This is a genomic window from Candidatus Dependentiae bacterium (assembly GCA_016191325.1).
In the GTDB taxonomy this organism is placed as follows: domain Bacteria; phylum Babelota; class Babeliae; order Babelales; family JACPOV01; genus JACPOV01.
The window spans coordinates 969,873-996,467 of record JACPOV010000008.1; the positions used below are offsets into that span (position 1 = coordinate 969,873).

Genomic DNA, 26,595 nt, shown 5'->3' on the forward strand with positions numbered 1-26,595 from the left:
AAAGCAGATTATTGCGGGCAACATTTTTCAATAGTTTGCCAATTGCTAAAAATAAGCGCCAGAACTCCCATTCCTAGAAGCGTTGTACCTGTTGCTGCTAGTTTTATTGGCGTGCAACAGTTTTTTTTCTTGGGTTGATATATCGCATACCAATTTCTCATAAGTTGCTTTGTTTCAGAAGAGTTCTCGATTCCAATATTCTCAATATAATTTGCAAATGATGTCACTTCCAGTGAACCATCTATTATTTTTGCGCCGTAACTAAAGGAATCGTGGATTCCCTTCAGGCTACCAGGCTTACTAAATATTGATTCAAAACTTAATTGAGAATAATAGCGCACGATAGCCGTACCTTCTTCAGTTTTGCAACATGCTTGTACCACTGAAAGCGGCGGCTGAGTTGAGAAAAGATGTGCGAATGTTTTTTTAGTAATCGGCTCGATATCACTGGTAATTAAATACGATTTTGGATCAAATCCATCTGCAGGGCGCTCATCAACCACTTTTAATATATGAGGATGTAGTTGGGCATCGCAAGGCAACATTAAGAAAAATAAAAAAAATGTGCTCTTATTTTTAAGCATTAGTTTCATAGCATCCCCCATTTTTTTGCATATGCCACTAATGCTTAATCTATGCTTCTCTACGATTAAACTTCAAGATATTCTTGTTTTTTTCCAAATATCCATAGCCAAAAGGTAAGCGAAAGAATAACAAGAAGCGGTTCGGCTGGCATACGCAAGCGAGCGTATCCAAAACCCCCGGTCATAAAAAGAAGGCCGCCTATTAGTATGCCCGATAACAACCACACCATCAGCATATGATTATCGTACGAACGTTTTTTTAAAAATGCATACGCATTGCGTATAAAAAAAAGCCAAAATCCTGCTAAGAATCCGATCCATAAAAGAATCGCATAGAAAAATTCAAGCCAAGCGGTAATGCGCATCCACCAAGGAATTGATTCTGCATATAAGCAAGCGGCAATTTTTTGACTCAATACCTCTTCAATTTGATCCCATTTAAAAGTATTTTTTGCCAAAGAAACCAATTGGCTACTATATAAATCGAAGGTCGATTTAATTACTTCAGTCATCCAATCGAGCAGGAAATATTTAGGAAATTGCTGAATCCAAGGAAGCGCTAACTGCATACAAAAAAGTTCGCGCGCTACAACGTACGGAGATTTAATGGCGCGGTAGATTTCTTCTTGCGATGCAGTTTCGTTTTGTGCTTGAACGAACATATATTTGAGGCACAAATCAAGCGGTTGGTTTGCTGCGCGACGAATTAACTTTGGCACCGAGAATGCACACAAATAAGCGCCAGACATTGGGCAAAAAAACCAACGGCCCGTAAGATTATGATTACGAACATACCATGGAGAAAGTGTCGCAAAAAATACTGCTAAAAAAAGAGCACTGCGCATTATTTTTTTCGGCCAAGAAACTGAGTTTAATAAGAGGATAATGCATCCAAGAATTGAAACAAATTCGCCATTGGGGCGCATCCATGTATAAAGGCCAAGCAAGATTGCGCCTACAATAATTCGTGAGAGTGCCGACGATTCTTGTAAGTGTTTATTAGTCGGCAGAGCTATGGAAAATAAACAACTAAGAAATCCAAAAAAGAAAAGAAGCGCTATTGCTTCGGTTAATAAATAACTTGGTGCAAAAACAAATCCCGGATGAAACGCAAAAATCCAACCTGCAATTTGCGCTAAACTCAGTGATCCTGTTATTAAAAACGCGAGAAAAAAGATCAAAAGTGGGATAAACGACGCAAAAGCAATTTGGGCCCAAACCACCGCTTTTTGTGCTGGCATATTTGCGTCAAATGCTGGACTGAAAAGGCCATACCACTTATAGAAAAGTGAAATAAAATAAGGGTATCCGGGCGTGCGCCAAAAAATAGGTTTGTGATCGTCCACGCGATGCATTCCTGTTCCATGTGCGATGCCAACAGCGCATACATGATAATCCATACTATCCGCTTGCCAATATCGTTGTTCATGCTGTCCGTATGAATAAAAAAATAAAGCTCTCAGTGCGAATGCACACACAAAAAGAATCGTTAGATTCATCCCTAATAATTCACGAAATGAAAAAGATGACGATTGAGATAAAGCGATCGACATAACGTACCTCCTTTTATTTACCCCAAAACTTATCCTAAGTTTTTGGTGGTATCATAAAATAGAAGTAGTAAGTTGTGAATAGCTTCGAATTATCTGAGTGTAGGAATCTTAATCGGAGCTAGTTGAATCTCAAGCGCACCATCAGCCTTTAATCTATCTGCATACTCAAGCATAAGCACTACTATTTGATTATAAAGATTTCTAAAAGCAACTTTAGTCGCATTGGCAGTAGTTGGTGCTTCGATTGCTTTTTTCAATGGTGCAATAAGTTCTTGTAACCGTTTTCCCGTCTGGTTAATAAGCGTTAAGGCATCGCGTTGATAGGATAAATTTCCAAGCCATGTACCTAATTCAAAAAAATAATCGTCCATAGTTTTATTGCCCGTCCGTATGAGTGCTAGGCGCTGTAATTGCTCGAATTTTATCGGCACAGAAGGCTGATCATGCACAGCCTTAATAGTTGAATTAATTTGATCACGATGATCTTTTTTTATTGCTTCAATATCGGCGACGGTCAAATTAACTGCATTAAGTAGGCTGCAACAAAAACTAAATAAGAAAAATATATTAAATAACCTTTTCATCCCCATCTCCCCTCATCACATTTTTCCTTATTTTACTTCTTTGCTTAAAAGATAAGCAATAATGCGATTGAATTAGTTTGATGCAGGAAAAAAAGAATAAAAAAAGATCGGTTTAAAAACCGATCTTTCTACTATTTTTTAGTGCGAGATATTAACCGTTAATAGCTTTTTCTGCTTGGTTTTCGGTTTGCTGCACTTGCTCACCAGTTTCTCCGCCCTCAACATCGTGGTTGGTTGCTGGTTGAGCATTTGCAGGCACTGGAACGCCAACTGGTCCTGGCACTTCTTCGTGCGCCATTGCTTCGCGAGCTAATGCATGTTTCTTTTGTAGCTCTTCAAGGTCTTTATCAATATCTGTTGGGATTTCTACTTTTAGTTCCCCAAATTCTTCGATCATTGGTTCAGAATGTGGCAAAGGATAGGCAGATTCTTGTGCAAAAGCATTCATACCTACAATAAGAACAGCCATAAGCATGATAATTTTATAATTCATAATTCAACTCCTCATATGCAAATTTCAATCCTATTATACACCTTTTATAATAGCCTATTTGCAAAAAAATGTCAACAGATCAGGGTTTGCAGATGATTAATACTCCTTGCAAGTATGACAAAAGCCGAAAAAAACGCTAGAGTAAAAAATAACATGATTCGCCCAATTTTATATCGCATTTTTTCATCACTCATTGCTTATCTTGAGGTTCAGCTTTTTCTCAACCTCGCTTCTCTGCCGTTGCTCATTGCATGGGGCATTCCCTTTAGCCTTATGACACCGGTAAGTAATTTAATTTTTAATCCATTTCTTTTTATTTTACTTTTCCTTTCATCTCTCATTTTTTTTAGCGAACTTTTTTTTCTGCCAAACTCTTTTTTGATTATCTGCTTAGAAAAAATATCACAGCTATCAAATACTGTATTTTCATGGGGTAGCGCATCTTGGCTCATCGAACTGCCGACTATTCATCCATTAGTTTTATTGGCTCTGCCTCTTTTTTCTTTTTTCATCCTGCACTCAAAATTTTTTAATCATCCACTTAAACGAATTACTGGTTTTATAACAACCCTTATCTTTTTTACCGCAATGCTCAAATATAGTGCACAAAGCAAACCGTCAATCGAAAAAATAGTATGCAATGAAAGTGAATTAACTATCATGCGAGCAAATGAAAAAACAGTCATCATAGATCCTGGCGCATTAGGAAAGCGCGCTTCCACAATCAGCTGGGTGGAGTATACGCTTATATCACACTTAATCAGTTCATACGGCACGAGCACGATAGATCATCTTATCATCCTCCAGCCAAATACCTGCACTCTAAGCACGGTGGCCAGACTTGCGCAATGCTGCATGATTAAAAATATACATCTTCCCTATTGGCACGGCGATGCGCCAAAAAATTTCATGCGCAACTATGGCATTTTGCGCACCGCACTCAGCAAAGAGGAAACGAATATCGTTCGGCTTACAAAAAATCGCACACTTTTGCGCATCGGCCCAAATGCATGCGCATCTTTCATTCCAACAAATTCATCGATCACTTATGAGACGATTTCATATCCTGCGTATCAAGTAGAGTTATCGATTCTTAATCAAAAGGTACGAATCAATTCGCTTAAATCCCGCTCCATTGACAACCAATCTTCAACAAACTAAGATGACGCCAAGTTTTATGACACCTAAGGATGAGTAATGAACGTAGTAAAAGATAAAAAAGTAGTATTGATTATCGCGAGTGAAGGATTCCAGCCAATTGAATATCTGGAAACGAAAAAACAGCTTGAGGCACAAGGTGTAAAAGTACTCACCGCAAGCGATCGAGCTGGCGGCGCAATCGCGACCGACAATTCAACTGCACCGGTCGATACAACAATCGACCAACTTGATGGCAACCAATATGATGGTATTTTTTTAATTGGTGGTTCAGGCGCGCTTGAATGTTTGGATAATTCCACAACAGCCCATTTGATCACGCAAGCAAAACACAGCGATGCTCCCTATGGAGCGATTTGCATTTCTACGCGAATTCTTGCAAAAGCTGGCGCACTCACTGGTAAAAAAGCTACCGGATGGAACGGCGATAACGCTTTGGGCGTTATATACAAATTGCACGGCGTAGATTACCAAGAAGAAAAAAAGATTGTTACCGATGGGTTGATAGTTACAGCAGCAGGCCCCGAAGATGCAAAAGATTTTGCGCAAGGCATAATTCGTGTGCTCACTAAAAAAGAATTGCAGTAGCTTATCGCTTCATTAAGATCGCGCGAGCGGGAGCTGCATCGATTCCGGGCATTAAAAGTGGCAAGCAATAAAGTTCATAATTTCCTGCCGGTACGTGCTCTAAACGCAAACCTTCAATAATCGTGATATCCGCTTTCATCAGAGATTCATGCGTATCATGTTTGGGTTGGGCGCGCTCAATTCCTAAATAATCGATACCGATTGTTTTTATTTTTTTATCTATTAAAAAACGAGCAGCATCTGCAGCAAGATAAATAAATGATGCATCAAACGGCTCTGTAAAAGAATGCTCACTATTTTTTGTTTTCAATAAAATTCGCTCGCCATTTTTAATTTCGTGAGTTTCAATATCACTTCGCGTAATTGCATCTTTAACATGCATTAAATCAATGACGCGGCAGCTACCAACCAACGAGTCAAGCGATACGTTTTCTATGGTTTTACCATCGTTTAAAAAATGAGATGGCGCATCGATATGTGTGCCGGTGTGGCTATGCAAACAAATTTCAGATTCTGCAATTCGGTCATGTACAACAGATTTTAATTTCTTTATTTGCACGCTCGCGCGGTTTTTATATTCGGTCATGCCAGCAATTATTGGCCAACTAATATCGATAATATTCACAACGTTTCCTTTATGGGGAGCGATTGTAAAATAGATCGCTCACTAAAATAAGTTTTTACGCCGCTCACTAATTCATATTCGTCTGGCCCTTTACCAAGCAACGCAATAATCGAGCCGCTCGAAGAATTTGCATATGCGTGCAGAATTGCTTTTTCGCGATTTTCAATAATAATAGTTTTGTTTAATTTTTGTTCATCAATCCCGGCCATAATTTGTCCAATAATGGTAGCCAATTTTTCTGATCGAGGATTATCTGAAGTGATAATTACTAAATCGGCATAATTACTTGCAATCGCGCCCATAAATGGTCGCTTTGTTGCATCACGATCGCCGCCCGCACCAAATACAACGATTAATTTATTTGTTAATGGACGCAACGCAGAAAGCACCGCCTCAAATGAAGATGCATTATGCGCTTTATCAATAATGCCGCGTGCACCGTTTGGAAGTTTATACAATTCAAGCCGCCCAGGAACTCCGTTAAACGATATGCATGTTTTAAAAATAGTTTCAGCATCAATACCAATACGATGAGCCATACTTATTGCTGCCAAAATATTATACGCATTAAATTCGCCCAAAAGCGCCGGGCAAAGAAATTGATAATCTTTGCCATCAAGCACAATTTTTAATTTCAGGCCATTCCAATCGTTTGAAATAATTTCACCCTTGATCAAGCTCTCCGTACGCAAAGAAAACGATTGCGCAGCAGCACATTTTTTTTTAAGTTCTTCGTAATGCGCATCATCAGCATTTATAAAAACTGGTGCATTTTTTTTGGATTGCGCAAAAATCTGGCATTTTGCCTCGAAATACGATTCCTGATTTGGATAAAATTCCGCATGCTCTTTTGAGAAATTCGTAAATATAACGCCATCAAAAAATAAATCAAAAACACGATCGAGCGAAAATGCTTGCGCAGCGGTTTCCATCACGACATATTCAATATTGTTTTTTTTGCACGCATCAAAAAACACGTGCAAATAATCAGGATGTTGCGTTGTAAGTTCGGTTGGAAGAATTTCAGCATCGATCATATTATGCACAGAACTAAGCAGCGCAACTTTCTTTCCTGCACTGCGCAAAAGATGCGCAAGCAAAAATGCGGTGGTCGTTTTTCCTTTAGTGCCCGTAATACCTATTATTTTCAACGCATGCGCAGGATAATTTAGCGCATGCGCACTCAATTGGGCAAGCGCGCGGCGTGGATTATCGGTGCGCAATAAAAGTGCTTGTGATTTTTGAATCAAACATTGAATTTCATCTGAAATGTGCGCATCATGCGCAACAACGATAATGCGTGCACCGCGTGATAATGCTTCAGGAATATGATTAACCCCATCATCTTTCATACCTTTAACGGCTACAAAAATAGAAGATCCACCAACATTATTGGTATGGCATGCAACGGGAAAGATAAATGGTAAAATGCCCTGCGTTTTCATAAAAATCCTGAAAAATAAGTTAATTATGAAAACAATTCTAACGCATTATTCGTTTGTCGCGAAGACATTTCACTCAATCAAGCTGCTCAAGTTGGCTTTCTGCATGTTTTTTTATCGCTTCTCTTTTCTCTGCTTGTTCTTTGCGCAAACTAAACCATTTAAGCATTCTTTCATAAATACTTATGGGTTTATGCTCAATAGGTTTTATTTCGGGAGATTCTTCTTCTTTATTAGTTTTTGTGACTTGCATTTGCTCAGACGTTGAAACTCGTAAAGGAACAAATTGTGCATTGAGAGAATTACGAATAAATGCAGGAATATTTTCGTTGTAAAAGTCTACAGCCTTCTCACCGATTTCAAGCATTCCGCCTTTTTGCGCAACACCCATTTTCCGGGCTATATAGATAAAGTAAATCATATTAAGAGGTGAAAGTTGGTCCATTACGACCCGCATATCAACAACACGAATGCCATCTTTAGCTGTACCAATAAAAAGATAATTATTATCGGAACTCAATGCTAGCGCATTAATTGATCCGTTAAACTTAAAGCTTTTTTTAAGCTGCAGAGTTCTTTGTGCTATGCGCCAAACCTTTACTAACCCATCCGTATCTCCTGAAATAAGTAAGCTGCGTTTCTCATCCACGATTATTGTTTTAATCGAAGCTTCATGACGAGAAACCGCCGCAGCTTTCTTAGTAAGCAAATTAATACGCGCAATAATTCCGTCTTTTGTTCCTGCAAATAAATGATCTTCATTTGTGCCAAAGGCGAGGCTATTTACCGGATCAAAAGCAAATGCATTCGGCGACAGCTTTATTTCTTCGCCTTTTATTGCACCTTTATACAGCCAAATAGCGGAGGATCCGGCAGCAACAAGTGAAGAGCCAGATTTATTATAGCCAATACTAAAAAGGGATTTGTTTTCTAGTTTTTCAATATATGATTTTTTTCCTGTTTTCAAACTAAGCATTTTCCCATCTTTACCGCCTGCGATAGCCAGGAAAGGATTCTTCGGCGAGAATGCAATTCGGTTAATATCTTGATCTTCTCCAATTTCGTGTGTTGCCTTTAACTCAGGAACGGAATATTCATAAATTTTCGCGCCGTAAGCACCCATGATCCTTGTACTTTCCGGGTTGAATACGAGAGAAATTAAATTTTTTATTTTAATATTTTCAGTTGCCAACAGCTTACCATCACTCAATTGCCACAATTTCAATTCATTTGCATCATTACTTGCAGCGAGCCACCCTTTTTTAGTATCAACTGCAAGCGAAGAAATTGAGTTATTTGTTTTAAAAGAAAAAATCCGAGAAGAAATATTCCCAAACGAATACTGATACATAGCAGCAAGTGCATTTCTTAAATAATCGTTAACCGAACTAAGCTCTGTGCTATGTTTATTTAGTGAATTAAAATAGGTATATAATTCATCAAAATCTAAATCTCCCTTATTCATAAAAAGATTAAGATTTGCATCCCCGGTTATCTTTTGTGCAAGAACGCGCGCAATAATTTCTGCCAGATTATTTAATCCGAGCGTTGCCACATCTTGAAGCAGCATCGTCAAATGATAGGGCGAATTTATGAAATGTATTTTTTCTTCAAACTTTTTTATGTTCGATAAAATTTCAGCATTTTCCATTAAATAACGGAGAGAAAGATCTGATATTCCTAAATCGAATGATGTTTGATTCTTACGTCTTTGGCGCCATGCAGGTATTGCATTCAATAATGCTAAAAATCTACTCTTTTCTTCTTGTGTTACTAACTGGCGCTTTTCTGGGACACTTTTAAACTCTATCATTCCCTTGGACGTAACGGCCATCGAAGAAAGAGTAACGGTTATGGGCGTAGTTAATGGACAATTAAATGATTGTTGTTGCTGCACACCCATTGGCTTAATAGTGCAAACTAAAAATGTGCACACCGTAATTAAGATCTTAATTATTCTCTTCATTGCCACCCCATTTAAAGTATTATTTAAAATATATAATACCAAAATCAATTGGAGGAAATGAACAAAAGCATCTTTTCATGCAAAAATCAGCGAATGGCAGATTTTTGTTAAAAAAGAGATTTAATTAATGCGGCTAATGAGAAGTTAATGGGTGGATTTTCGCATCTCTTTTGCAATAATCGGCAATAAACACAAAATTCCCGAAATATTAATCACCAATAATCCGGCATTTACCAGGTCGCTCAAATTCCATACTAATTCGACCTTACTAATCGCACCGAAAAATGCGGAAAGTGGAAAAAGAATTTTAAAAACGCGTTCAAATCTACCGTTGGTAACAAATAACCAACAAGAAAGAGAAACATACGCATATGAAATCATCACACCAAGCCCAAAAACAAGCGATAGAATCGTAACAATTAATCCGCCCAAAGATCCAAAAACTGTTTCATACGCAGCGATAGTGAGCGCCAATCCTGTTTGGCCAGAGTTAACGACACCGGTCATTACAATAATTAAAGCTACCAAAAAGCATACAAGATTTGCGCTCATGAAAACACTGAGCATAGATAAAATACCGTTTTTTCTTGGCTCGGCAATGTTGGTGCCGCCAAAAAATACCGCAGCAGAACCCAGGCCCGCTTCTGAGGCGTTAATCGAACGAGAAAAACCGTACCGCATCGCTTGCTGCACACCAAATCCGGCAGCTCCTCCCGCAATGGCCGCTGAACTGAATCCAGATCGAATAATAAGCGAAAGAGCCGGCAGTAATTTATCATAATGATAAACAATAATCACAAGCGCCGTGCTAAAGAAAGCCAACACTTTAAAAGGAACCACCGCATCGACGATGTTAACAATGCGCTCCGCGCCACCGGTAATTACATAAAGCGCGAAGCCGAATAAAACTAAGCCTACCAACCAAGCCGGAACACCAAAAAGATAAACGCATCCCACGCACATCGAATTTGATTGCATGCCAGCGCTTGCTGCAAGGCCAAGAAAAAGGAGCAAAAATGCATACATACGCGAAAAAAAATGCCCTAATGGAAGCCGCTGTAAATAGATCATCGGGCCACCGACTGTTAAATCTGCTTGATGCTCAGGTTTAAAATAAGAACCTAAAAAAACTTCCGCAAATCGTAGCCCCATTCCTAAAAAGCCAAAAATAAAAACCCATAATGCAGCGCCCGGGCCGCCAGAAGCGACCGCCGTGGCCATTCCGGCAATACTCCCATTTCCGGTACTAATGCTGAGTGCATTAAAAAGTGCTTCAAGCGGGGTCATATCGCCCTTACTGCGGTTCATTTCTCGCTTGAGAGTGAGGCGCCAGGCGGTAAAGAAATGCCTGAATTGAACAAACCGGCAAGCTACCGTTATGGTTGTAGCCGCAAAAAAAATAAAAAATATGAGCGGCCAATTCCATAAATAATCGTTGATATATGCTATACTGCTATTGATATCCACTGAGAAAGTCTCCTTGTTTCTAAACTAACATCGGTGTAGGTTATTGATTGTGCAGTCTATAACGCAAGAATTTTTTTATCCATTATAAAGCGATCCTAAAAAATGAAATTACTAGCTCTTGATCTTGGCGACCAATGGACTGGCATCGCTATTTCCGATTCTCTTTTATACACGGCAAAGCCAGATCAGGCTGTTGCTACCACTGCATTAAATAAGACACTCATCCAAATAATTGCAAAAGAATCTATTAAAACAATTATTATTGGGCTACCGATAACGCTCAGAGCGCGAGAAAGTGAGCAAACGACTAAAGTGCGTGTAATGAAAGAAAAATTGGAAAAAACGTTTCCTGAGATAAGTTTTATCTTATGGGACGAACGATTAACGAGCAAACAGGCAGCAGAACTAAAACCAGTTCGCAATAAAGAAGAAAAACTACATCGGCACGCAATCGCCGCAGCGTTTATTTTGCAGTCCTATCTCGATTATTTGCAATACCAGAAAAATATATAAAAAAAGAGTTCCTAAAATACTCAATTTGTTATACTAATGTGATATGCTGATAAAAAAAGAACGAAAGTAATCGAAGCAAGCATCCGGCAGCATACCATTTAAAAAAGTTGGTATTGCTGAGGGTTCCCGTTGGTTTTCCTCAAGAAAATAGATGGGATAAAAAAAGGAGTGGTTATGCGGTGCAAAAAATGCGCAGGGCTTATGGTTCTGCAATCTTTTTTTGATCATTTTTTAAATTTTGAAGGATGGAAGTGTTTAAATTGTGGCAAGGTAATTGCCAAAAAAGAAAAAACACTCGAATATGATGCGTTTAGCATCTTCCATCAGCAACAAAAGTGTAAAAACCGAAAATAGAATGAGTTTATTTTTCTTAGCCGTGCAAGCTACGTACACCTCACTCGAGGTTGGAATTTATCTCGATCAGCAACAGCTTGCAATTAAACAGCTTGAAAAAACTTCAAGCAACTTATTAATTGATACTATTGATGCACTTCTTAAAGAGCACGATCTTTTACTAGCAAACCTCCCGTTTATTGCAATAAATCTGGGCCCGGCCCCCTTTACTTCACTGCGTGTTGCCCTTGCAACCATGAATGGCATCGCTTTCAGTTCCGGCATTAAACTTGTAGGCGTCGATGGTTTGCGCACCTTCGCGCAAGCACAAAGCTCTTCAAGTTTTCCAGCAAATGCGTTTTTATTAAATGCGTTTAATAACGATGTTTATTATGCGATTGAACTGCCAGATACAAATTTAGAAATTGGATGCGCTCCAATAGACGATGTTTTATCACGAATCGCAAAAAAAGGTGCGCAAAGCTGGCGCTTTATGGGTAACGGCGCGTTACTTTTTAAAGAAAAAATCGATTCACAGTTTAAAGGAAGCACGATCGAAACAGAACCAATGTATCCCTCATTGCAATCTATTGCTCGCCAAGCGTTTTTTTCATGGCAAAGAAAAGAATTCATCATCGAACAAGCACTCCCACTTTATTTAAAAGAAGCTCAGTACAAAAAAGCTCTCTAAAGCGAAAAACTATTATTGCATTATCGCCCCTCTTTTTACTATTTTAAAATCGTAGTAGATAAAAAAAGGGTGCAAGAAAATGCATAAATTATATAAAAAAGCGGTTAATTACTTTTCGCATCACGTGATGCTCGGGCATACAATTCACTTTGCAGGTGGATTTGGCCTTGCATTGCTCTTGCAATATTATGTGCAAGGAAACGCATTTTTACCACCAGTTGTTGGTTGGGTACTTTTAGCAATTTCACTCGCTGCTCATATTCTTCCATTTGCCTAAAAACGAGGTGTTTTATGTCTGAGATTCATTTAAAAATAATGTCTTTTTTTGGTCATCACATTATTTTTGCAAACATAACCCATTTGGCTGCAGGATTTGGGCTCGCGGTTTTACTTCAGCATTATAAAAAAGGTCATTCTTTTGTGCCACCATTTATTGGCTGGCTGCTTATTGCTTTTGCGGTAATTGCTCACTTCATTGCTTTTTTTAGCTAAGATTAAAATCACGGTTTTAGTTTTTTCAGTACGTTTTATTTTGGAAAAACGTTTCAATCTTCATTTTGGTTAGCGCCGGGAATTTCAGTGGCGATCGGCCCCAAAGAGAGCCCGCGAATGAATTGATAAACATAGGGATTATCACAATCCCAAATTGTTTTTGCGTCTCCAAAATAACGAATCTCGCCTTCATGCAAGAGTGCAACGTTATCCGCAAATTTAAATATTTCCACATCGTGCGAAATAACGATCGAAGTAATAGAAAGGCGGCATTGCATATCGTACATCAGTTCATGAATAACGCGTGAAGTAACAGGATCAAGCCCAGTAGTTGGTTCGTCATAAAGAATTACTTTTGGTTGCATTATAAGGGTGCGGGCCAAACCAACACGCTTTTTCATACCGCCAGAAAGCTCTGAAGGATATTTATAAAGTACATCTTGGGGCAAATTAACCAACCCTAATTTTTCTCGAACAATCGGCAACACCTGTTCAACCGGAATTCCCGCTTCAAGCAATGAAATGCCGATGTTTTCAAAAACGTTCAACGAATCAAGCAATGCTGCAAACTGAAAAACGTACCCAAACTCTTTAAAAACCGACTCTAATTGTTCACCATCAATTTGTGTAATATCCCGCCCATCAACAACAATTGCGCCGGAAGTGGGTGCGATCAACCCAATAATTTGCTTAAGCAGAACCGATTTGCCTTCGCCTGAGCGACCAATAATAACAGTCATTTGATGATCTGGAATTTTTAAATTAACGCCGCGCGTAATGAGGCGACCGTCAAATTCTTTGCGCAAGTTTTTAATTTCAATCACGACTGCCTTTCTCATCCTTCGATACAAACGCTATGCGTTCACTCAGGACGAGCGGCAAGAAAAAAATCTGCTTTATTCCGCTCATGGTGAGTGATTTCGAGCTTTGCAAGAAATTGTATCGAACCATTATTTCTATCATGAATCCCGCTCATGGTGAGTGTTTTGTGAAATTCTATATTAAACTACTTTCCGGGCCGCTCGTCCCGAGTGCCCGGCGAAGCTGAAGCGAAGCCTGGGTGTATCGAGGGATCAAAATAAAAATGCGGTCAAGAAATAGTTTGCAATCAAAATCATTATCGATGCGACAACCACACTTTGTGTCGTTGCGCGGCCAACGCCTCGCGCTCCGCCTTTTGTATTATACCCTTTGTATGCACCAACCCATGCAAGAATGAGTCCAAAGATACTCGATTTAAATAGCCCTTTTACAATATCTTGCAGTTGCAAATGCCGCGCAATACCGTTCAAGTATTGATCCCCATTGAGTCCCAGCACATACACCGCAATTGCATAGCCGCCCAATGTACCAAACACAAAAGCAAACAGCGTAAGAAACGGGAGCATCAGAGTGCTTGCAACAATGCGGGGCACCACTAAATATTGCCACGTGTTAATGCATAGAGTACGAAGTGCGTCAATTTGTTCCGTAATCCGCATGGTGCCAATTTCTGCAGCGATAGCAGAACCGGCTCTGCCGGTTACCATTAATCCGGTAAGCACCGGCGCAAGTTCTCTTGAAAGAGAAAGTGCAACGATCGGCCCCATAAACTCCTGGCCGCCAAATCGTTTAAATCCAATATAGGTTTGGAATGCGATTACCGCACCGCCAAACGTTCCCGTAAGGACGACAATGCTAAGCGAATCCACGCCGATCGTTTGCATTTGGGCAAACGTTTTTCCAATCCTCAGGCGCGTAGTAAATAATGTTTTTGCGCACACAGCAAAAAAAATAATAAACGAACCAAATCGATTGCAAACATTGAGCACGTACCGGCCAATATCGTCAACTACCTTTATAAAGGCCATGCACGATCCAAACTCATCAGCAAAAAGGGATAATTATAACGATGGTTGCTGCCAAGTTACCGATTGTGCACCGGTCAAATAGCGGGCTGAGCGAATTTCACTTGCTTTGTAAAGCGAGAGGAAAAGTGAGCCGCCCATGAAAATCGCACCAAGCACCCAGGTCATTTTTTGAAACATATCTTGGCCGCCAGAACCACCAAAAAGAAGTTGTGTACCGCCGCCCAAGTTACCAAGACCCATGCTGCCCTTGCCCTTTTGTATGAGAACCAAAAGCATTAAAAATAGGCAACAAACAATGTAAAGGGAAACGAGCAAACCAAAAATCATAAAAAACCTCAAACCGGTAATGAAAGTTATTCTACAGACGATAATACTATTTTTTTGAGCGTTTGAAAATCGGTACTCGCTTTACCAATAAGGAGTCCCCGCAACAATGCGATTTTCCAGAACTTGCCAGCATTTCCTTCATCAACGCTCCCGCCATACAAAAAGCCAATTGCATACTGGGCTGACAAAGAAACAAAAAAAGCATCTAAACGCTCAAAAACAGTTTGAATATAATCTGCTTGCGGGATTTTTCCGGTACCTATCGCCCAAACTGGTTCATAAGCAATATAGATGGTTTTTCCGGCTTCTATCTTTTGCAGCGCGGCCAAAACAGGGCGTAATTGATGCTCAAGAATATCGTGCACCGATCCTGCATTAAACTGCTCTTTGGTTTCGCCAATGCAAAAAATCGGTATCAGATTATTGGCAATCGCTTGCTCAATTTTATTCTGCAGGAGTTGATCGTTTTCGTGCGTTCGCGCCCTTTCTTCGCTGTGCGCTATAATACAATAGCTGCATCCAATTTCTGCGAGTGAACGTGCCGAAATTTGGCCAGTATACGCACCGGAAGTAAATGAAGAGCATGTTTGTGCCCCAAGAAGTAGATTTGTTTTTTGGAGCGCTGAATGTATAACAGCTAAACTTTCTGCAGAAGGACAAATAACCGTTTTGCAATTAACGAAATCAGATAATTCCTGCAAAGTGTCCGCATTTTTTTCTATTCGATCTTTAGCTTCATTATATGAAAGATACATTTTCCAATTTGCGACAACAATCCGCGCAGCATTCTGCTTCATATTTTTCCTTTTTTTGCAATAGCCGTATTGGGCAAAAATAGCAGTTCGCTCACAAAAAATCCAATTTATAAAATTGACAAATAAGCAATATTTGATAATCTATTAATAAGAACAACAATAGGAGAAAATATGAAATTTTTTAATCTAAGTCTCATTTCTTTATTTTTTGCTTTCAACATTGGTTTAGCTATGGAGATCCCTCAAAGCAAACAGGTAGATAACAAGAAAGTTACCCCAGAAAATATTTATAGTTTGCAGCAAAGAATGTCCCAAGAGGATGAAATTGCAGTAAAAGAATGGGTAAATCAACACAAAGAACTGCTTCAAAAATTAGTACCAACAAATGAAGAAATGTGTCTGAACCTTGCAGAATTAAAAAATGCGGGGTCAAAAATCAAAAAATTATTAGATGACGAACAACTCACCTCGGTCGGAAATCATAATATTGTTATACCTGCTCAACTCAATGGCGAAACCAAATATTTCCATTTAACAAGCCCCGGCATCAGAGCAATAAATCTTCTTCATTCCAATAAAAAGCCAAATACAAATGATTATTATGGGTGGGAGCTTGATAAAATTAGCGAAGCTTTAAACCGAGTTGACACATTTCAAACGGTGAGCCAAGTTGAACATTTTAGGCGCGCGCAAGAAACAATGAAAAAAAATGGTATCGCAAAATTTGATGCTCCTTATACGAGACTTGTTCAAGTTCCTGGACGAAGCGATATTTCCAAATATGCTTGCGATGCAAATAGCATTGTAGTGCAAGATGAGCAAAAAGGTTTTGATTTGCTTAAAAACAATCTTGCAAAAATCTCAAACCTCAGCCCTGAAGCAATCGCTAATGCGTATCCGATAATTGTTGAAGCACCATGCTGGGATGCTTATAGCAATCTTCGCATCAATGAAGATGGTACGATGCTTGGCTACGTAGATTGGGAACAAGCAAGTAATAGAGGTGCTCATAAATTCGGCACTGATGATAAAGATATCGTAAACTATTATAAGGTATGCGCGATTGAAGGCTTTGCAAAATTATTTAAAGATGCAAAAGCTGCGCAAACTAAAGCAGAACACGAAAAACAAGATAAAGTGTTCATTACTCAAGATCAAATTACTAAAATTCGAAATTTAGTTCATGAAACACCAGAGTTCAAAAATAAAGAATTCAATGCTGGGCATATCAAACAATTAGAAGATGCCTTACCAACAATACAATAAATTCTAACTACTCGACTCCTAAAAATAAGCGCTTGGAAAATTCCATAGCGCTTATTTTTTTTAAAGCCTTAATAAACAATAGTTTTTTTAATACATCTCAGTACTATTAATAGGCAAAATTATCGTTTAACAATGGAATCATAATGCCCCACCTATTTCTATCTGCCTTGATCGCATTTTGTTTTTCGCTTAATGCGAATGCGATGGAAGAGAAGGCCCCCAAAACTCTCGCGCACTTTATTGCTCAAAATCACAAAAACTACAGAACAATTAAAGGCACTCTCATCGATGGATCGAATTTATATAGTGTGTGCGATAAGATGCCTGAAAAATTGCAAGTTTTTGTTGATGAATGGGCAAAAGAAAACACACCTTTCCTGCACGAAGCGATTCCTCTCAATAAAAGTTTTGATCTAAATAAAATGCCCCCTCAAGAAGAAAGAGATTTTTTCAACCAATTCCTTAGTAGAAAAAAATTTGTTAATCAAGCAAAAGACAATGCGGTATTGCCAGTTTTTTTTGAAAAAGAGATGTGGTTTGTTAAATTTGCTTGCCCGTATCGGCGGTGGTTTACATTAAAAAAAACAACACAAGATTGGACAGTTCCAAATGAAGCTCCAAGAACATACCAAACACCTAGTTCAATCGCCTACTATCAACTTTATAAGAATATTTTAGAGGCTGAAAACATCAAAACAATTGAATTGCTCGAATCGTATCTCGCACCAATACCAGGAAGAGATCCAATAGAGGAAGGGCCGCATGATGAAAATTGTTTTGTTGTTCAAAAAAAATTAAACACCCTCGCACTTCTTAAAAATAATCCTGACTATGTAGCCGATCTTTCTGAACAATCAGTAAAAGATCTTCTTACTTTAATGATTAAAGGACCAACATGGGATCTTAAAATGAATCTAGCCATAAATATTAAAACTAATAATTTAGTAATTTTTGATTTTGAGCAAGCAAAAAACGAATCCGGTGCTTTCTTTTTTCAAAAAAATCAGAGCGATATTCAGGAAAAAATTACGCTAAGCGCTATCGGGTTTTTATCGCTTATTCGTGACGGAGCAAAAACATATCGAAGCCTCCAAGTAGCGCCGACTTTTAAAACATTCTGCAGCGAACTTGATAAATTCCCTATGCTTGTAAAAGCCGACCCCAATATCGAAACTATCAGATATGAAATTCAAGGAATTTTACAAGAAAACGAATGGTTAAGCAAAAAACTAGGTGCAGATGATAATTAAAATAATTTTCATGTTCATTGTTTTCTCGCAATTAATCCCAAGTAGTTTGTTATAATTTCTGCGCTAATGCCTGGAGCGATAAAGCGAGTTGATCAAGCGAATCTTTTAATCCCAAATCTTTTTGAGCTGGCGCGTTTTTGCCTAATAACATACTTAAATATAATGCTATATTTTTCTTTTTCTTATGAGCTGCTTCACTAAGCATTGTGGCAGTTGCATTCAAACCATTTTTTACCAGTATTTCTACGATTTGGGCATCATCATTTTCAAGCGCATAATCAAATGGAGCTTTATCATATGCATCAACTTTTGTAAGCAATTGTTTTGAACGTGCTGCTATCTTTTCAAGAATCTCTAAAGCAAGTGCACGAAGTTTCTTATCATTGCTTTTATCTGCAATCAAAGTTGCTAAAATAAGTGGCGTTCTACCATTTTTATCGAGCAAATCAGTACGGGCGCCGGCATCCAAAAGAATATCAATAATATCTGCTTTCCCATTTTCTATCGCCATCATTAATAATGTTTTTCCCTCGGCATTTTGCTGATCGATAAAAGCGAGGCCCAACTGATTTTTTTGCTCTGTCAAAATATTTTTGAAAAGACGCACGGCCGCTTGATAATTAGCAGATTCTGGATCAGCAATTTCAATGACTCTTGCTGGAGTCGAAGCGATAAAACTTTTTACCAATTCTTTTTGATTCTGCGGAGCCAAAAAAACCGCTTTTTCTAGCAGATCAGGAAATTGTTCATACAGCGCGCGAGCAACGATCCAGTTTCCATCTTGAATAGCTTTTTCAAACTTAACGAATTCTTGAAATGAAGTTCCCTTTTCAAGCGGCACACTCAGAAGCTGAAGTACTTCGTTCCATTCTGGGACATCTGCTTGATTAATGATTACTTTGCTTGCCAATTCATAAGCAGTTTTACCGTCATCATTTTTTTCGTTCACCCTGGCACCCGCAGCGATGAGTTTTTCAATTATTCTTAAGGTGCCTGCAACGTCCAAAGAACCATCAGGTTTTTTAATCCCTCTTGCTGCGTACATCAATGGCGCTTCTAAACGATTGTCTGCGCTATCAATTAATTGTTTTTTGGTTAATTTTGGTGTTAAATAACTAAGCACTTCTGGGGAAATATTGAGTAAAACATCCAATAGCTGTTCATTACTATTCAAAATTGCATAATGAACTGGTCCCCGCCCGAAACTATCGCGCCCAATAGGGGCATTAGCTTTAATAAAAAATTCGAGCAAAAAGTTTATCTTTTCGTTTGGCAATTTTTCTTTTGAAAGCTCCAAAATCACTTTGGCGATATTAGGTATTTGGCCAATGTCTTGCATCAGATTAAGTGTTTTTAAATTCACTTGAATGCCGTCAAGAGAAGGATACAACCGCGAACTACTAATGCCACTAATTATTTTTTCATCACCCAGTTTTTGCAATTCCTTAAATGCAGCATCATAATTTTTCTCAGCTCCTTGCGCTGGGGCAATATCACTAACTATCGCCCGCAGAGTATCTAACACCTCATAATGGGGCCCCATCGCATTAAGCGAAAGATGCGAAAATATTAAAAAGATAATCAACTGTATTTTCATCGTATTCCTTTTTTATTTACACAGAAAATGCCCGAGTTTTGGAGCGGCATTAGAATAAAATTACCCAAAAAATAAAGCGCCCGGCAAGATTACCTAGCGCTTTTATTTTTTAATCTATGTTAAAAAAAATTATCGACCAAGAAGAGCTGTTCTTAATCCGGTAAGTTTACCAACCAAACTACGCAGTCCTCCTGCCATATCATCGCTGATTACACGAGAACCCAATTGAGCGCCCATTTTTTTTAATTCTTTGCTCATTGCATTGCACAAATCTTTATCCATTATTTTGTTTGCATTAGTTCTGCATTCGGTCACATAATCAAGTGCAGTTTTCCCCTGATTATCAACAGCATTGATAAACTGATCAAACTCTTCCTTAGGAAGATCTCGTTGAGCAATTTTAGAAACTGCGATTACCATATCCAAAGCAACTGGTTCATCTTTCTGTACGAGCTGGTGAAGCAGAGTTTGCTTATTAGCATTTACTTGTTCAATTTTACCACCCAAAGCCACAAGCGAGCTCATTATAGATTTCGCGTTATCGAATTCTCGTTGATTTGCATAATCTTTCAGCACGATCATTTTTAAAGCATCATGCAAAATATTAAAATCTGCCGGTGTTACATATTTTTCAAGATCAGCATCCGAATTGATTCCGTAATTCCTCAATGATTCGACAGCGCCTCGAATTATATCCAATTTTTTTGTATCAAATTCTCCGCGCATAGTAGCGTTTTTAATCTGCCCTAGGGTGGTAATTATATCTTGCTTGTCTACTGCAAAAGAATTTGTAACAAAAAATAAAAATATAATTGCTAATAGTGTTCTTTTCATCGTTATTCCTTAATAATTTTTATTTTATTCTCGCTGCCAATGCATCAAGATTCACTCTTAACGACATTAAAGCGTAATGCATCTTGCCTGTTTCAGTTTTTTGGGACCGTTCTCTTATTATTCGTTCTCTTAGAGCGACAGCCGTTTCACCATTCGCGTCAGGAATATCTTGGCGAGCTCCTTCTTTTACAAGGAACATATAGACATCAGCACATATGGAAGGAACTAACAATGCACCATTAGAATCATGGCATGCAACAGCAAAATGCATTACTGTTTTGCCATCGTATATATTTTTTTTATTCATCAAAGCATTAAAGGCGGCCGGTGAAAGCGATTCTCGAGCTCCCGTTAGAAGAGCATTAAAAATTCTTGGCTCTTCAAAAAAGAGCGCTTTATCTAATAAAGTAATACCCGTTTTTTTACCCTCAACAGTTGCATCTTCATATTGAATATCAGCGCCAAGAACAATTAATTTGTATATTATTTTCTCAGCTATACCCCGAGCCTGATTATTCTGGTATCTGCGAACCATCCCTATCAAAGATTCGGTCAAATATTGAAAGCTCGTTAGCCCACGTTTTTCTAGATCTGCCTTCTTTGATATACCGCTCGTTTCTTGAAGGTTATCCAAAATTTTCTTTACTTGAGAAAAATCTTGCTCTCTAATTTTTTCAGAAATATCTTTGAACGTAGCTCGTAAAACATTATTTCCCATTTCCATTTCGCCAGCCGTTAAGCTTTTAGTAGCTAACAACATCAGCACGATCACTTTATATTTATTCATCTACTTTCTCCCTTATTATATCATTGCCAAATTACAAATTTCAGCAAACCATACTTTATAAAAAAAATAAACCAGACATTAGACCTAGAAATATAATACCTCTATTTTCATATACTAGGTCAACATTTTCGATACATAATAGTAAAAGCGTGAGCGCCCAGTTTCCTGAGCGCCCGCATAAGTCGATGATTAAAAATCTTTCTATTGCTGCTTAAATAACTCGCGCTAGATTTGTTAAGCGTTGGCCCAGCACTCTAAGTGCTTGTTCGAGATTGTTTATCACAACCGGCTTTTTTTCTTCGAGCATCTGCTCGATATATTTGTAGATGGCATCATTGTTGGCTTTACGCGCTACCAACAACTCAGCATCACCGATAGGAGCGCCAAATTTTATTAATAGTTTAACCATCATTTCATCACCGCTCGCAATTGCATACTGAAGAATATTGGCGGAGCCTTTAATAGGACGCTTGAAATCAATAATAGGCTTCATGGTAAATATTGCTTCTGCTTTACCAATCTCTCTATTATCAATCGCATCAACCAACTGGTCAGTAGCATCTTTTTTCTGCGGCTTGCTTTTTTCGACTCTAGCGCGTTCCATTACTTCGCTTGGTTTTTCCAGAAGCTTACCGTCTGGCGTTTTTAAGGCAAGATCTTGCGCCCCATTTCTAACCAAAAATTCGTATATATTTTCATACACCGAGTCTAATTTTTTACTTGGTGCGGTTTCATAAGAGCTTGCTGCGATTAAAAGCGGGGTCGCTCCAGCATTATCCTGCTTATTAACGAGTACGTTCATTCTGATTGGGCTAATTAAGTCACTTAATTTGGAGATTATAGTTTGCAAGAGAGGAAAATTTGCTTTGGCAACAGCCCAATGAATAATAGTAGCACCATGTTGCTGATCAATTAATTTCTCGTTGAAATTCTTACCCGCAGCGTCTATTAATAGTCCAACCAACTCAACTTGTTCTTTTTGTGTACCCAAAACATTCGGATCGTTTGGATCAAGCTGAGAGGCAGCAAACGCAGCGCCCGACCAAACTGGCGCATAAATAGGTTCTTTGACCGAAGCGGCATTAAATGTTTTAAAACGATTAAGCGCGCCTATAATATTTTTATTGTCTAAAGCTTCACTCATTTTATCTATAACTTGTTGGAAAGTAAGTTCGCCTGGCGTTTCTTTAGCAGGCTTACCAAGTGCCGCATTGAGCGCGTCAATTATTGGCTTATTATTTTTTGAGTAGCTTAGAGCCCGTTCTATGATTGCCGCAGGTATTTGGCCTTTGCCTTTTTGTAGGAACAACTGCAACAATTCAAAATCCCCCGTCGAAGCGATTAACGGTAACAAATTCTGCTCGCCGAAATTAATTTTGCTTTTGGAATCTCTCAAAATTGTTTTTGCTTCGTTATCTTTTCCACTTTGAACCAATCGTAAAAGCTCATCAGTTTGATCGCCTGTTTCAATCTTTTTTCCATTTTGTTTTTCCCATTCAGCAACTGCTTTTTGTAGAGAACTAGAAGATGAATATGTGGTTGTGTTCTTTACTTTATCGATTTGCTGCTGGTTAAGCCGCACCCGATTAGGCTCAAGAGACTTTAGAATAAGTGCCGTCATTATTATAGGATTATCCGTGAGCGCTGAATCAAAAATTGTTGTATTTTTATATTTATAATTTGGATCAACAATTCCCGTCGTGATTAATTGAGCGGCCTCTAGTTGAGCAACTCTATTTCCACCCAACAACCCTGCGACTTTTTCGTTTACAGCCTCCTCGCCTGTCTTTTTTCTTTCATTCAATAATTTTAAAACGGCGGATTGAACATTACTCGCCGGATAATCTTTAATTTCATCCAGCTCCTCATCAGTTAATTGGTCGCCAAAGCGAGTAACTGCGAGAGCTATCAGACCAGGCCTGTTGGACTTGAGCAACATTTCCCAAATATTGTCGTTTCCAATTGTTGGTGGCGTGAGAAGGTTAATTTTATTATTTGGATCCCTCAGAAGGGCAACGGCTTTGTCGAATCCTTCTTTGTCATCGATTCCATTAATACCCACAAGAAGCGCATCTGCGAATGCCCTACTAACATCTTTTTGTTCCATTCCATATAAATTGAAAGCGCTTATAATAAGCGTTGCAATACATAAAAGTATTTTCTTCAATCTTCTCTCCTTAAATTAAATTATTTCAACCAACTTCCTGCCCAATGATGAACTGCGTACGACTCTTGGCAAATCCACTGCTGCCGCGGCGCTCCTTTTTGATAATAGCCGCACGGATACAAATATGATGCTGGTAATACGACATCACGCAATCCAAAAGTACCTGCGAAATTTCTGCAGATCTCAGTGAAAAATAAAGGACCCGTCTTGAGCACAATTGGAATAATACCACGCCTTGTATGCATCAATTCAATAGTTTTTCTCAGTAAAGGATGATTTTTTGCCGCACCAATGATACCAATACCTAATTGTAAAGTTGCCGTATCGAGCGGCTGCAATCCGACGTAAAAATCAAAAAGTTCATGAATTTCATCAAAGGGGCGCAAACACTCTTCATCAATATCCGCATAAAGCCCGCCAAGTCTTTCAAGAATTTCGTAACGCCAAATATCTGATTTCTCGCCATAATTGTTCGTCGCATCAAACATATCTTTATTGATCATTCCAAACGATTCTACGTCATCATCCCCCCATATCTTATACTCCCATTCAGGATTCATTTTTTTCCATGATGCACACCATTGCTCATATTGGGCTGGCAGTTTTCCGCCTAGCCAAATTTGATGAATTATTTTTGGGATACGCATAATACCATCTACTTCAAATTGTTCAGCTTTTTGGAATAGTGAATACCAATGAGAAAGATCGGAAATTACTTGGTGCCGCGAATGCGCGTGAGAAAATTCGTGCCAGCGCATCGAGGAAAAAAAATCTACCCATTCAAATGCTAGGAGTTTCGCGCTGCATAAAAGGTACATAGCCAATATTATGCGTTTCATTATGAATCCGCACCCTTCGATACAAACGCAAAGCGTTCACTCAGGGCGAGCGGGTTTATAATGCTAGTATAAAGATTTGCATCGATAATCTTTAAAAAAAATTTATTTAATCCGCTCGTGGTGAGTGATTTCGAACCCTGTAAGAAATTGTATCGAACCATGTGGCAGTTCCTTTTTTATTTTCCAAATACCATTCATACGCTTGCTCTAACCCTTTTCTTAAATTAATTTTCGCTTGCCAACCCAAAGTACCAATGCGAGAACTATCTAGGATTTTACGCGGAGTACCGTCCGATTCAGCATTATTAAATAAGATCGACCCACGGTAATTAATAATTTCAGAAATCATCTGAGACAACGCTAAAACTGATACTTCTTGCCCACTTCCAATATTGATTATTTCAGATTCATTGTAGTGTTCCATAAGTATAAAAAGAGCCGCTGCCAGATCATCAGCATGCAAAAATTCTCGCAAAGCATTCCCCGTTCCCCAAAGTGGTATTGAGGGAATATTTTTCTCTTTAGCCTCATGGATTTTTAAAATGAGCGCCGGGATAACATGAGATCGTTCTTTATCAAAGGTATCTCCGGGCCCGTATAAATTAGTGGGCATTGCGCAAATAAAATTTGAGCCATACTGTTGCCGATATGCTTGCGCAAGCTTTATTCCTGAAATCTTTGCAATTGCATACGCTTCATTTGTCATCTCAAGCGGGCCGGTCATTAAATATTTTTCTTTTATTGGTTGTTCACACATTCTTGGATAAATGCATGAAGATCCCAAAAATAAAAGTTTTTTCACCCCACTCAGATGGGCTGCATGCATTACATTTGCTTGAATCATCAAATTGTCGTAAAGAAATGAAGCAGGATAATCATTATTTGCTTTAATGCCGCCAACGAGTGCAGCAGCGAGAAAAACAAAATCCGGTTTTTTTTCTAGAAAAAAATTATTTACATCTTTTTGAGCCCGCAAATCGAGTTCATCTTTTGTACGAGTAATAAGATGCTGGAAGCCACGAGCTTTAAGCAAACGAACTATCGCCGAACCAACAAGCCCTTCGTGGCCCGCTATATATATTTTTTCATTCAAATGCATCAACTTTTCTCCCCCTGACTTCTCTGCTTTTTTCTAAATGCGCAGGAAAGAAAGAAATGTTTTGCTCAATCGATTCTTCAAGTTGTTGCATATCATGGTGCATCATAATTTTTACAAGTGTAGAAAAATCTACCTTTGGCTCCCAACCCAAAATAGTGCGTGCTTTTGATGCATCACCGCACAGTTCGTGTACTTCTGTTGGGCGAAAATAACGTGGATCAATCGCGACGAGCGGCTCGCTCAACGTACCAAATGCAGCATCGTATCCTTTTTCATCGATTCCTGATCCTTGCCACATGATAGTGACGCCAATGTGCAAAAAAGCTGCTTCAATAAATTCGCGAACAGAATGCGATTTACCGGTCGCTATTACGAAATCATCAGGCTTTTCTTGCTGAAGCATAAGCCACATCGCCTCCACATAATCTGCTGCGTAGCCCCAATCTCTTTTGGCATCGAGATTTCCCAAATACAATGCTGTTTGCAAACCGTGCGCAATACGCGCGACCGCGCGCGTTATTTTTCTTGTAACAAACGTTTCGCCACGCTTGGGCGATTCATGATTGAATAAAATGCCATTGCACGCAAAAATATTATACGCTTCTCGGTAATTAACAGTAATCCAATGCGCATAAAGTTTTGCTGCAGCGTACGGAGATCGAGGATAAAATGGCGTTCGTTCATTTTGCGGCGTTTCTTGCACTTTACCATAGAGTTCGCTTGTTGATGCTTGATAAAAACGAGTAGAATCTGCTTGATCAGATAGCCGAATTGCTTCAAGAAGTCGAAGTGTGCCAAGCGCATCGCATTGCGCGGTATACTCGGGCGTTTCAAACGAAACCGCAACGTGGCTTTGCGCCGCTAAATTATAGACTTCATCAGGTTTAATTTCTTTTATCAGTCGAATCAAATTAGAAGTGTCAGTCACATCGCCATAGTGCAAAATAAATGGGGCATCGTGCGATTCGTGGCGATCTTTATGAAGATGATCAATGCGCCCTGTATTGAATGACGATGAACGACGCTTGATACCGTGAACTTCGTATCCTTTTGAAAGCAGCAGTTCAGATAAGTAGGCTCCATCCTGACCGGTTATTCCGGTTATCAAAGCTTTCTTCACAGATTCTCCTTTTTTTGGGAGTAAGCAGAATGAGTTTATTTCTTCCTTGAAAAAGATATCGATATCTCAAGCAAGAAATTACCATAATTTGATTATAAAAGAATCAAACAGTTAGCCAACCAAAAGAAATACATAAATCGATATCACGCAGATATCTTCAATTAAATTTAATTGTTTATTTATGAGAGATTCCTTGAATTACAAAATTGAAAAAT

28 protein-coding genes are annotated in these 26,595 nt (G+C 38.8%); 8 read left to right on the forward strand and 20 right to left on the reverse strand.

The window, feature by feature from the left end:
* Positions 1-8: 8 nt before the first annotated feature.
* The 4 genes from HYX58_05225 to HYX58_05240 all read right to left on the reverse strand — a co-directional run bounded on the left by HYX58_05225 (position 9) and on the right by HYX58_05240 (position 3,214).
* The gene (locus HYX58_05225; protein ID MBI2775380.1) at positions 9-593 is read right to left on the reverse strand and encodes a hypothetical protein; all 585 of its coding nucleotides are present in this window, start codon (positions 591-593) and stop codon (positions 9-11) included.
* Positions 594-649: 56 nt separating this feature from the next.
* Positions 650-2,137, reverse strand: coding sequence for a hypothetical protein (locus HYX58_05230; GenBank protein ID MBI2775381.1), 1,488 nt, complete (start codon positions 2,135-2,137; stop codon positions 650-652).
* 89 nt (positions 2,138-2,226) lie between these two features.
* Positions 2,227-2,721, reverse strand: a complete 495-nt coding sequence (locus HYX58_05235) for a hypothetical protein (GenBank protein ID MBI2775382.1) — start codon at positions 2,719-2,721, stop codon at positions 2,227-2,229.
* Positions 2,722-2,872: 151 nt separating this feature from the next.
* Positions 2,873-3,214, reverse strand: a complete 342-nt coding sequence (locus HYX58_05240; protein MBI2775383.1) for a hypothetical protein — start codon at positions 3,212-3,214, stop codon at positions 2,873-2,875.
* Positions 3,215-3,367: 153 nt separating this feature from the next.
* Between HYX58_05240 and HYX58_05245 the strand changes: the two genes are divergently transcribed.
* Both HYX58_05245 and HYX58_05250 read left to right on the forward strand, forming a co-directional pair.
* The gene (locus HYX58_05245) at positions 3,368-4,375 is read left to right on the forward strand and encodes a hypothetical protein (GenBank protein ID MBI2775384.1); all 1,008 of its coding nucleotides are present in this window, start codon (positions 3,368-3,370) and stop codon (positions 4,373-4,375) included.
* Between the two features lie 36 nt (positions 4,376-4,411).
* The gene (locus tag HYX58_05250) at positions 4,412-4,960 is read left to right on the forward strand and encodes a DJ-1/PfpI family protein (protein MBI2775385.1); all 549 of its coding nucleotides are present in this window, start codon (positions 4,412-4,414) and stop codon (positions 4,958-4,960) included.
* Between the two features lies 1 nt (position 4,961).
* On the opposite strand, the gene HYX58_05255 is transcribed toward HYX58_05250, so the two are convergent.
* The 4 genes from HYX58_05255 to HYX58_05270 all read right to left on the reverse strand — a co-directional run bounded on the left by HYX58_05255 (position 4,962) and on the right by HYX58_05270 (position 10,460).
* Positions 4,962-5,585 (reverse strand): cyclase family protein, encoded by a 624-nt coding sequence (locus HYX58_05255; GenBank protein ID MBI2775386.1) that lies wholly within the window; start codon positions 5,583-5,585, stop codon positions 4,962-4,964.
* Positions 5,582-7,030, reverse strand: a complete 1,449-nt coding sequence (locus tag HYX58_05260; GenBank protein ID MBI2775387.1) for a UDP-N-acetylmuramoyl-L-alanyl-D-glutamate--2,6-diaminopimelate ligase — start codon at positions 7,028-7,030, stop codon at positions 5,582-5,584. Before HYX58_05260 ends, HYX58_05255 begins: the two co-directional genes overlap by 4 nt.
* 73 nt (positions 7,031-7,103) lie before the next feature.
* Positions 7,104-8,993, reverse strand: a complete 1,890-nt coding sequence (locus tag HYX58_05265) for a hypothetical protein (GenBank protein ID MBI2775388.1) — start codon at positions 8,991-8,993, stop codon at positions 7,104-7,106.
* 144 nt (positions 8,994-9,137) lie between these two features.
* On the reverse strand, positions 9,138-10,460 hold the full coding sequence (locus HYX58_05270) for a sodium:alanine symporter family protein (GenBank protein ID MBI2775389.1): 1,323 nt from the start codon (positions 10,458-10,460) through the stop codon (positions 9,138-9,140).
* A 102-nt stretch (positions 10,461-10,562) separates the two neighbouring features.
* Here HYX58_05270 and ruvX point away from each other — a divergent pair, with 102 nt between their 5' ends.
* From ruvX to HYX58_05290, 4 genes are all read left to right on the forward strand, one after another.
* Complete coding sequence (gene ruvX / locus HYX58_05275; protein MBI2775390.1) at positions 10,563-10,973, forward strand: Holliday junction resolvase RuvX; 411 nt, start codon at positions 10,563-10,565, stop codon at positions 10,971-10,973.
* Positions 10,974-11,274: 301 nt separating this feature from the next.
* Positions 11,275-11,997 carry a tRNA (adenosine(37)-N6)-threonylcarbamoyltransferase complex dimerization subunit type 1 TsaB gene (tsaB, locus tag HYX58_05280; protein MBI2775391.1) on the forward strand — a complete coding sequence of 241 codons (723 nt, stop codon included), beginning with the start codon at positions 11,275-11,277 and terminating at the stop codon, positions 11,995-11,997.
* A 79-nt stretch (positions 11,998-12,076) separates the two neighbouring features.
* Complete coding sequence (locus HYX58_05285; protein MBI2775392.1) at positions 12,077-12,274, forward strand: hypothetical protein; 198 nt, start codon at positions 12,077-12,079, stop codon at positions 12,272-12,274.
* A gap of 14 nt (positions 12,275-12,288) precedes the next feature.
* The gene (locus HYX58_05290; protein MBI2775393.1) at positions 12,289-12,489 is read left to right on the forward strand and encodes a hypothetical protein; all 201 of its coding nucleotides are present in this window, start codon (positions 12,289-12,291) and stop codon (positions 12,487-12,489) included.
* 53 nt (positions 12,490-12,542) lie between these two features.
* Here the strand turns inward: HYX58_05290 and HYX58_05295 are convergent, their stop codons facing one another.
* From HYX58_05295 to HYX58_05315, 5 genes are all read right to left on the reverse strand, one after another.
* Positions 12,543-13,313, reverse strand: a complete 771-nt coding sequence (locus HYX58_05295; GenBank protein ID MBI2775394.1) for an ATP-binding cassette domain-containing protein — start codon at positions 13,311-13,313, stop codon at positions 12,543-12,545.
* Positions 13,306-13,452, reverse strand: coding sequence for a hypothetical protein (locus tag HYX58_05300; GenBank protein MBI2775395.1), 147 nt, complete (start codon positions 13,450-13,452; stop codon positions 13,306-13,308). The genes HYX58_05295 and HYX58_05300 overlap by 8 nt, the downstream gene beginning before the upstream one ends.
* 110 nt (positions 13,453-13,562) lie before the next feature.
* A complete protein-coding gene (locus HYX58_05305) occupies positions 13,563-14,339 on the reverse strand; it encodes an ABC transporter permease (protein MBI2775396.1) in 777 nt (258 codons plus the stop codon).
* Positions 14,340-14,372: 33 nt separating this feature from the next.
* Positions 14,373-14,666, reverse strand: coding sequence for a preprotein translocase subunit SecG (gene secG, locus HYX58_05310; GenBank protein MBI2775397.1), 294 nt, complete (start codon positions 14,664-14,666; stop codon positions 14,373-14,375).
* 26 nt (positions 14,667-14,692) lie between these two features.
* Entirely contained in the window at positions 14,693-15,463 is a 771-nt protein-coding gene (locus HYX58_05315; GenBank protein ID MBI2775398.1) for a triosephosphate isomerase, read from the reverse strand.
* A 129-nt stretch (positions 15,464-15,592) separates the two neighbouring features.
* On the opposite strand from HYX58_05315, the gene HYX58_05320 reads away from it, so the two are divergent.
* Both HYX58_05320 and HYX58_05325 read left to right on the forward strand, forming a co-directional pair.
* Positions 15,593-16,687 carry a hypothetical protein gene (locus tag HYX58_05320; protein MBI2775399.1) on the forward strand — a complete coding sequence of 365 codons (1,095 nt, stop codon included), beginning with the start codon at positions 15,593-15,595 and terminating at the stop codon, positions 16,685-16,687.
* 143 nt (positions 16,688-16,830) lie between these two features.
* On the forward strand, positions 16,831-17,937 hold the full coding sequence (locus HYX58_05325) for a hypothetical protein (GenBank protein MBI2775400.1): 1,107 nt from the start codon (positions 16,831-16,833) through the stop codon (positions 17,935-17,937).
* Between the two features lie 49 nt (positions 17,938-17,986).
* Here the strand turns inward: HYX58_05325 and HYX58_05330 are convergent, their stop codons facing one another.
* The 7 genes from HYX58_05330 to gmd form a co-directional block, all read right to left on the reverse strand.
* Complete coding sequence (locus tag HYX58_05330; GenBank protein MBI2775401.1) at positions 17,987-19,534, reverse strand: ankyrin repeat domain-containing protein; 1,548 nt, start codon at positions 19,532-19,534, stop codon at positions 17,987-17,989.
* A 129-nt stretch (positions 19,535-19,663) separates the two neighbouring features.
* The gene (locus tag HYX58_05335; GenBank protein MBI2775402.1) at positions 19,664-20,368 is read right to left on the reverse strand and encodes a hypothetical protein; all 705 of its coding nucleotides are present in this window, start codon (positions 20,366-20,368) and stop codon (positions 19,664-19,666) included.
* A 19-nt stretch (positions 20,369-20,387) separates the two neighbouring features.
* Entirely contained in the window at positions 20,388-21,155 is a 768-nt protein-coding gene (locus HYX58_05340; GenBank protein MBI2775403.1) for a hypothetical protein, read from the reverse strand.
* Between the two features lie 211 nt (positions 21,156-21,366).
* Entirely contained in the window at positions 21,367-23,322 is a 1,956-nt protein-coding gene (locus tag HYX58_05345) for an ankyrin repeat domain-containing protein (protein ID MBI2775404.1), read from the reverse strand.
* Positions 23,323-23,342: 20 nt separating this feature from the next.
* Positions 23,343-24,161 (reverse strand): hypothetical protein, encoded by an 819-nt coding sequence (locus HYX58_05350; GenBank protein MBI2775405.1) that lies wholly within the window; start codon positions 24,159-24,161, stop codon positions 23,343-23,345.
* Positions 24,162-24,267: 106 nt separating this feature from the next.
* Complete coding sequence (locus tag HYX58_05355; GenBank protein ID MBI2775406.1) at positions 24,268-25,260, reverse strand: GDP-L-fucose synthase; 993 nt, start codon at positions 25,258-25,260, stop codon at positions 24,268-24,270.
* On the reverse strand, positions 25,247-26,380 hold the full coding sequence (gmd, locus tag HYX58_05360; GenBank protein ID MBI2775407.1) for a GDP-mannose 4,6-dehydratase: 1,134 nt from the start codon (positions 26,378-26,380) through the stop codon (positions 25,247-25,249). Before gmd ends, HYX58_05355 begins: the two co-directional genes overlap by 14 nt.
* Positions 26,381-26,595: the final 215 nt, after the last annotated feature.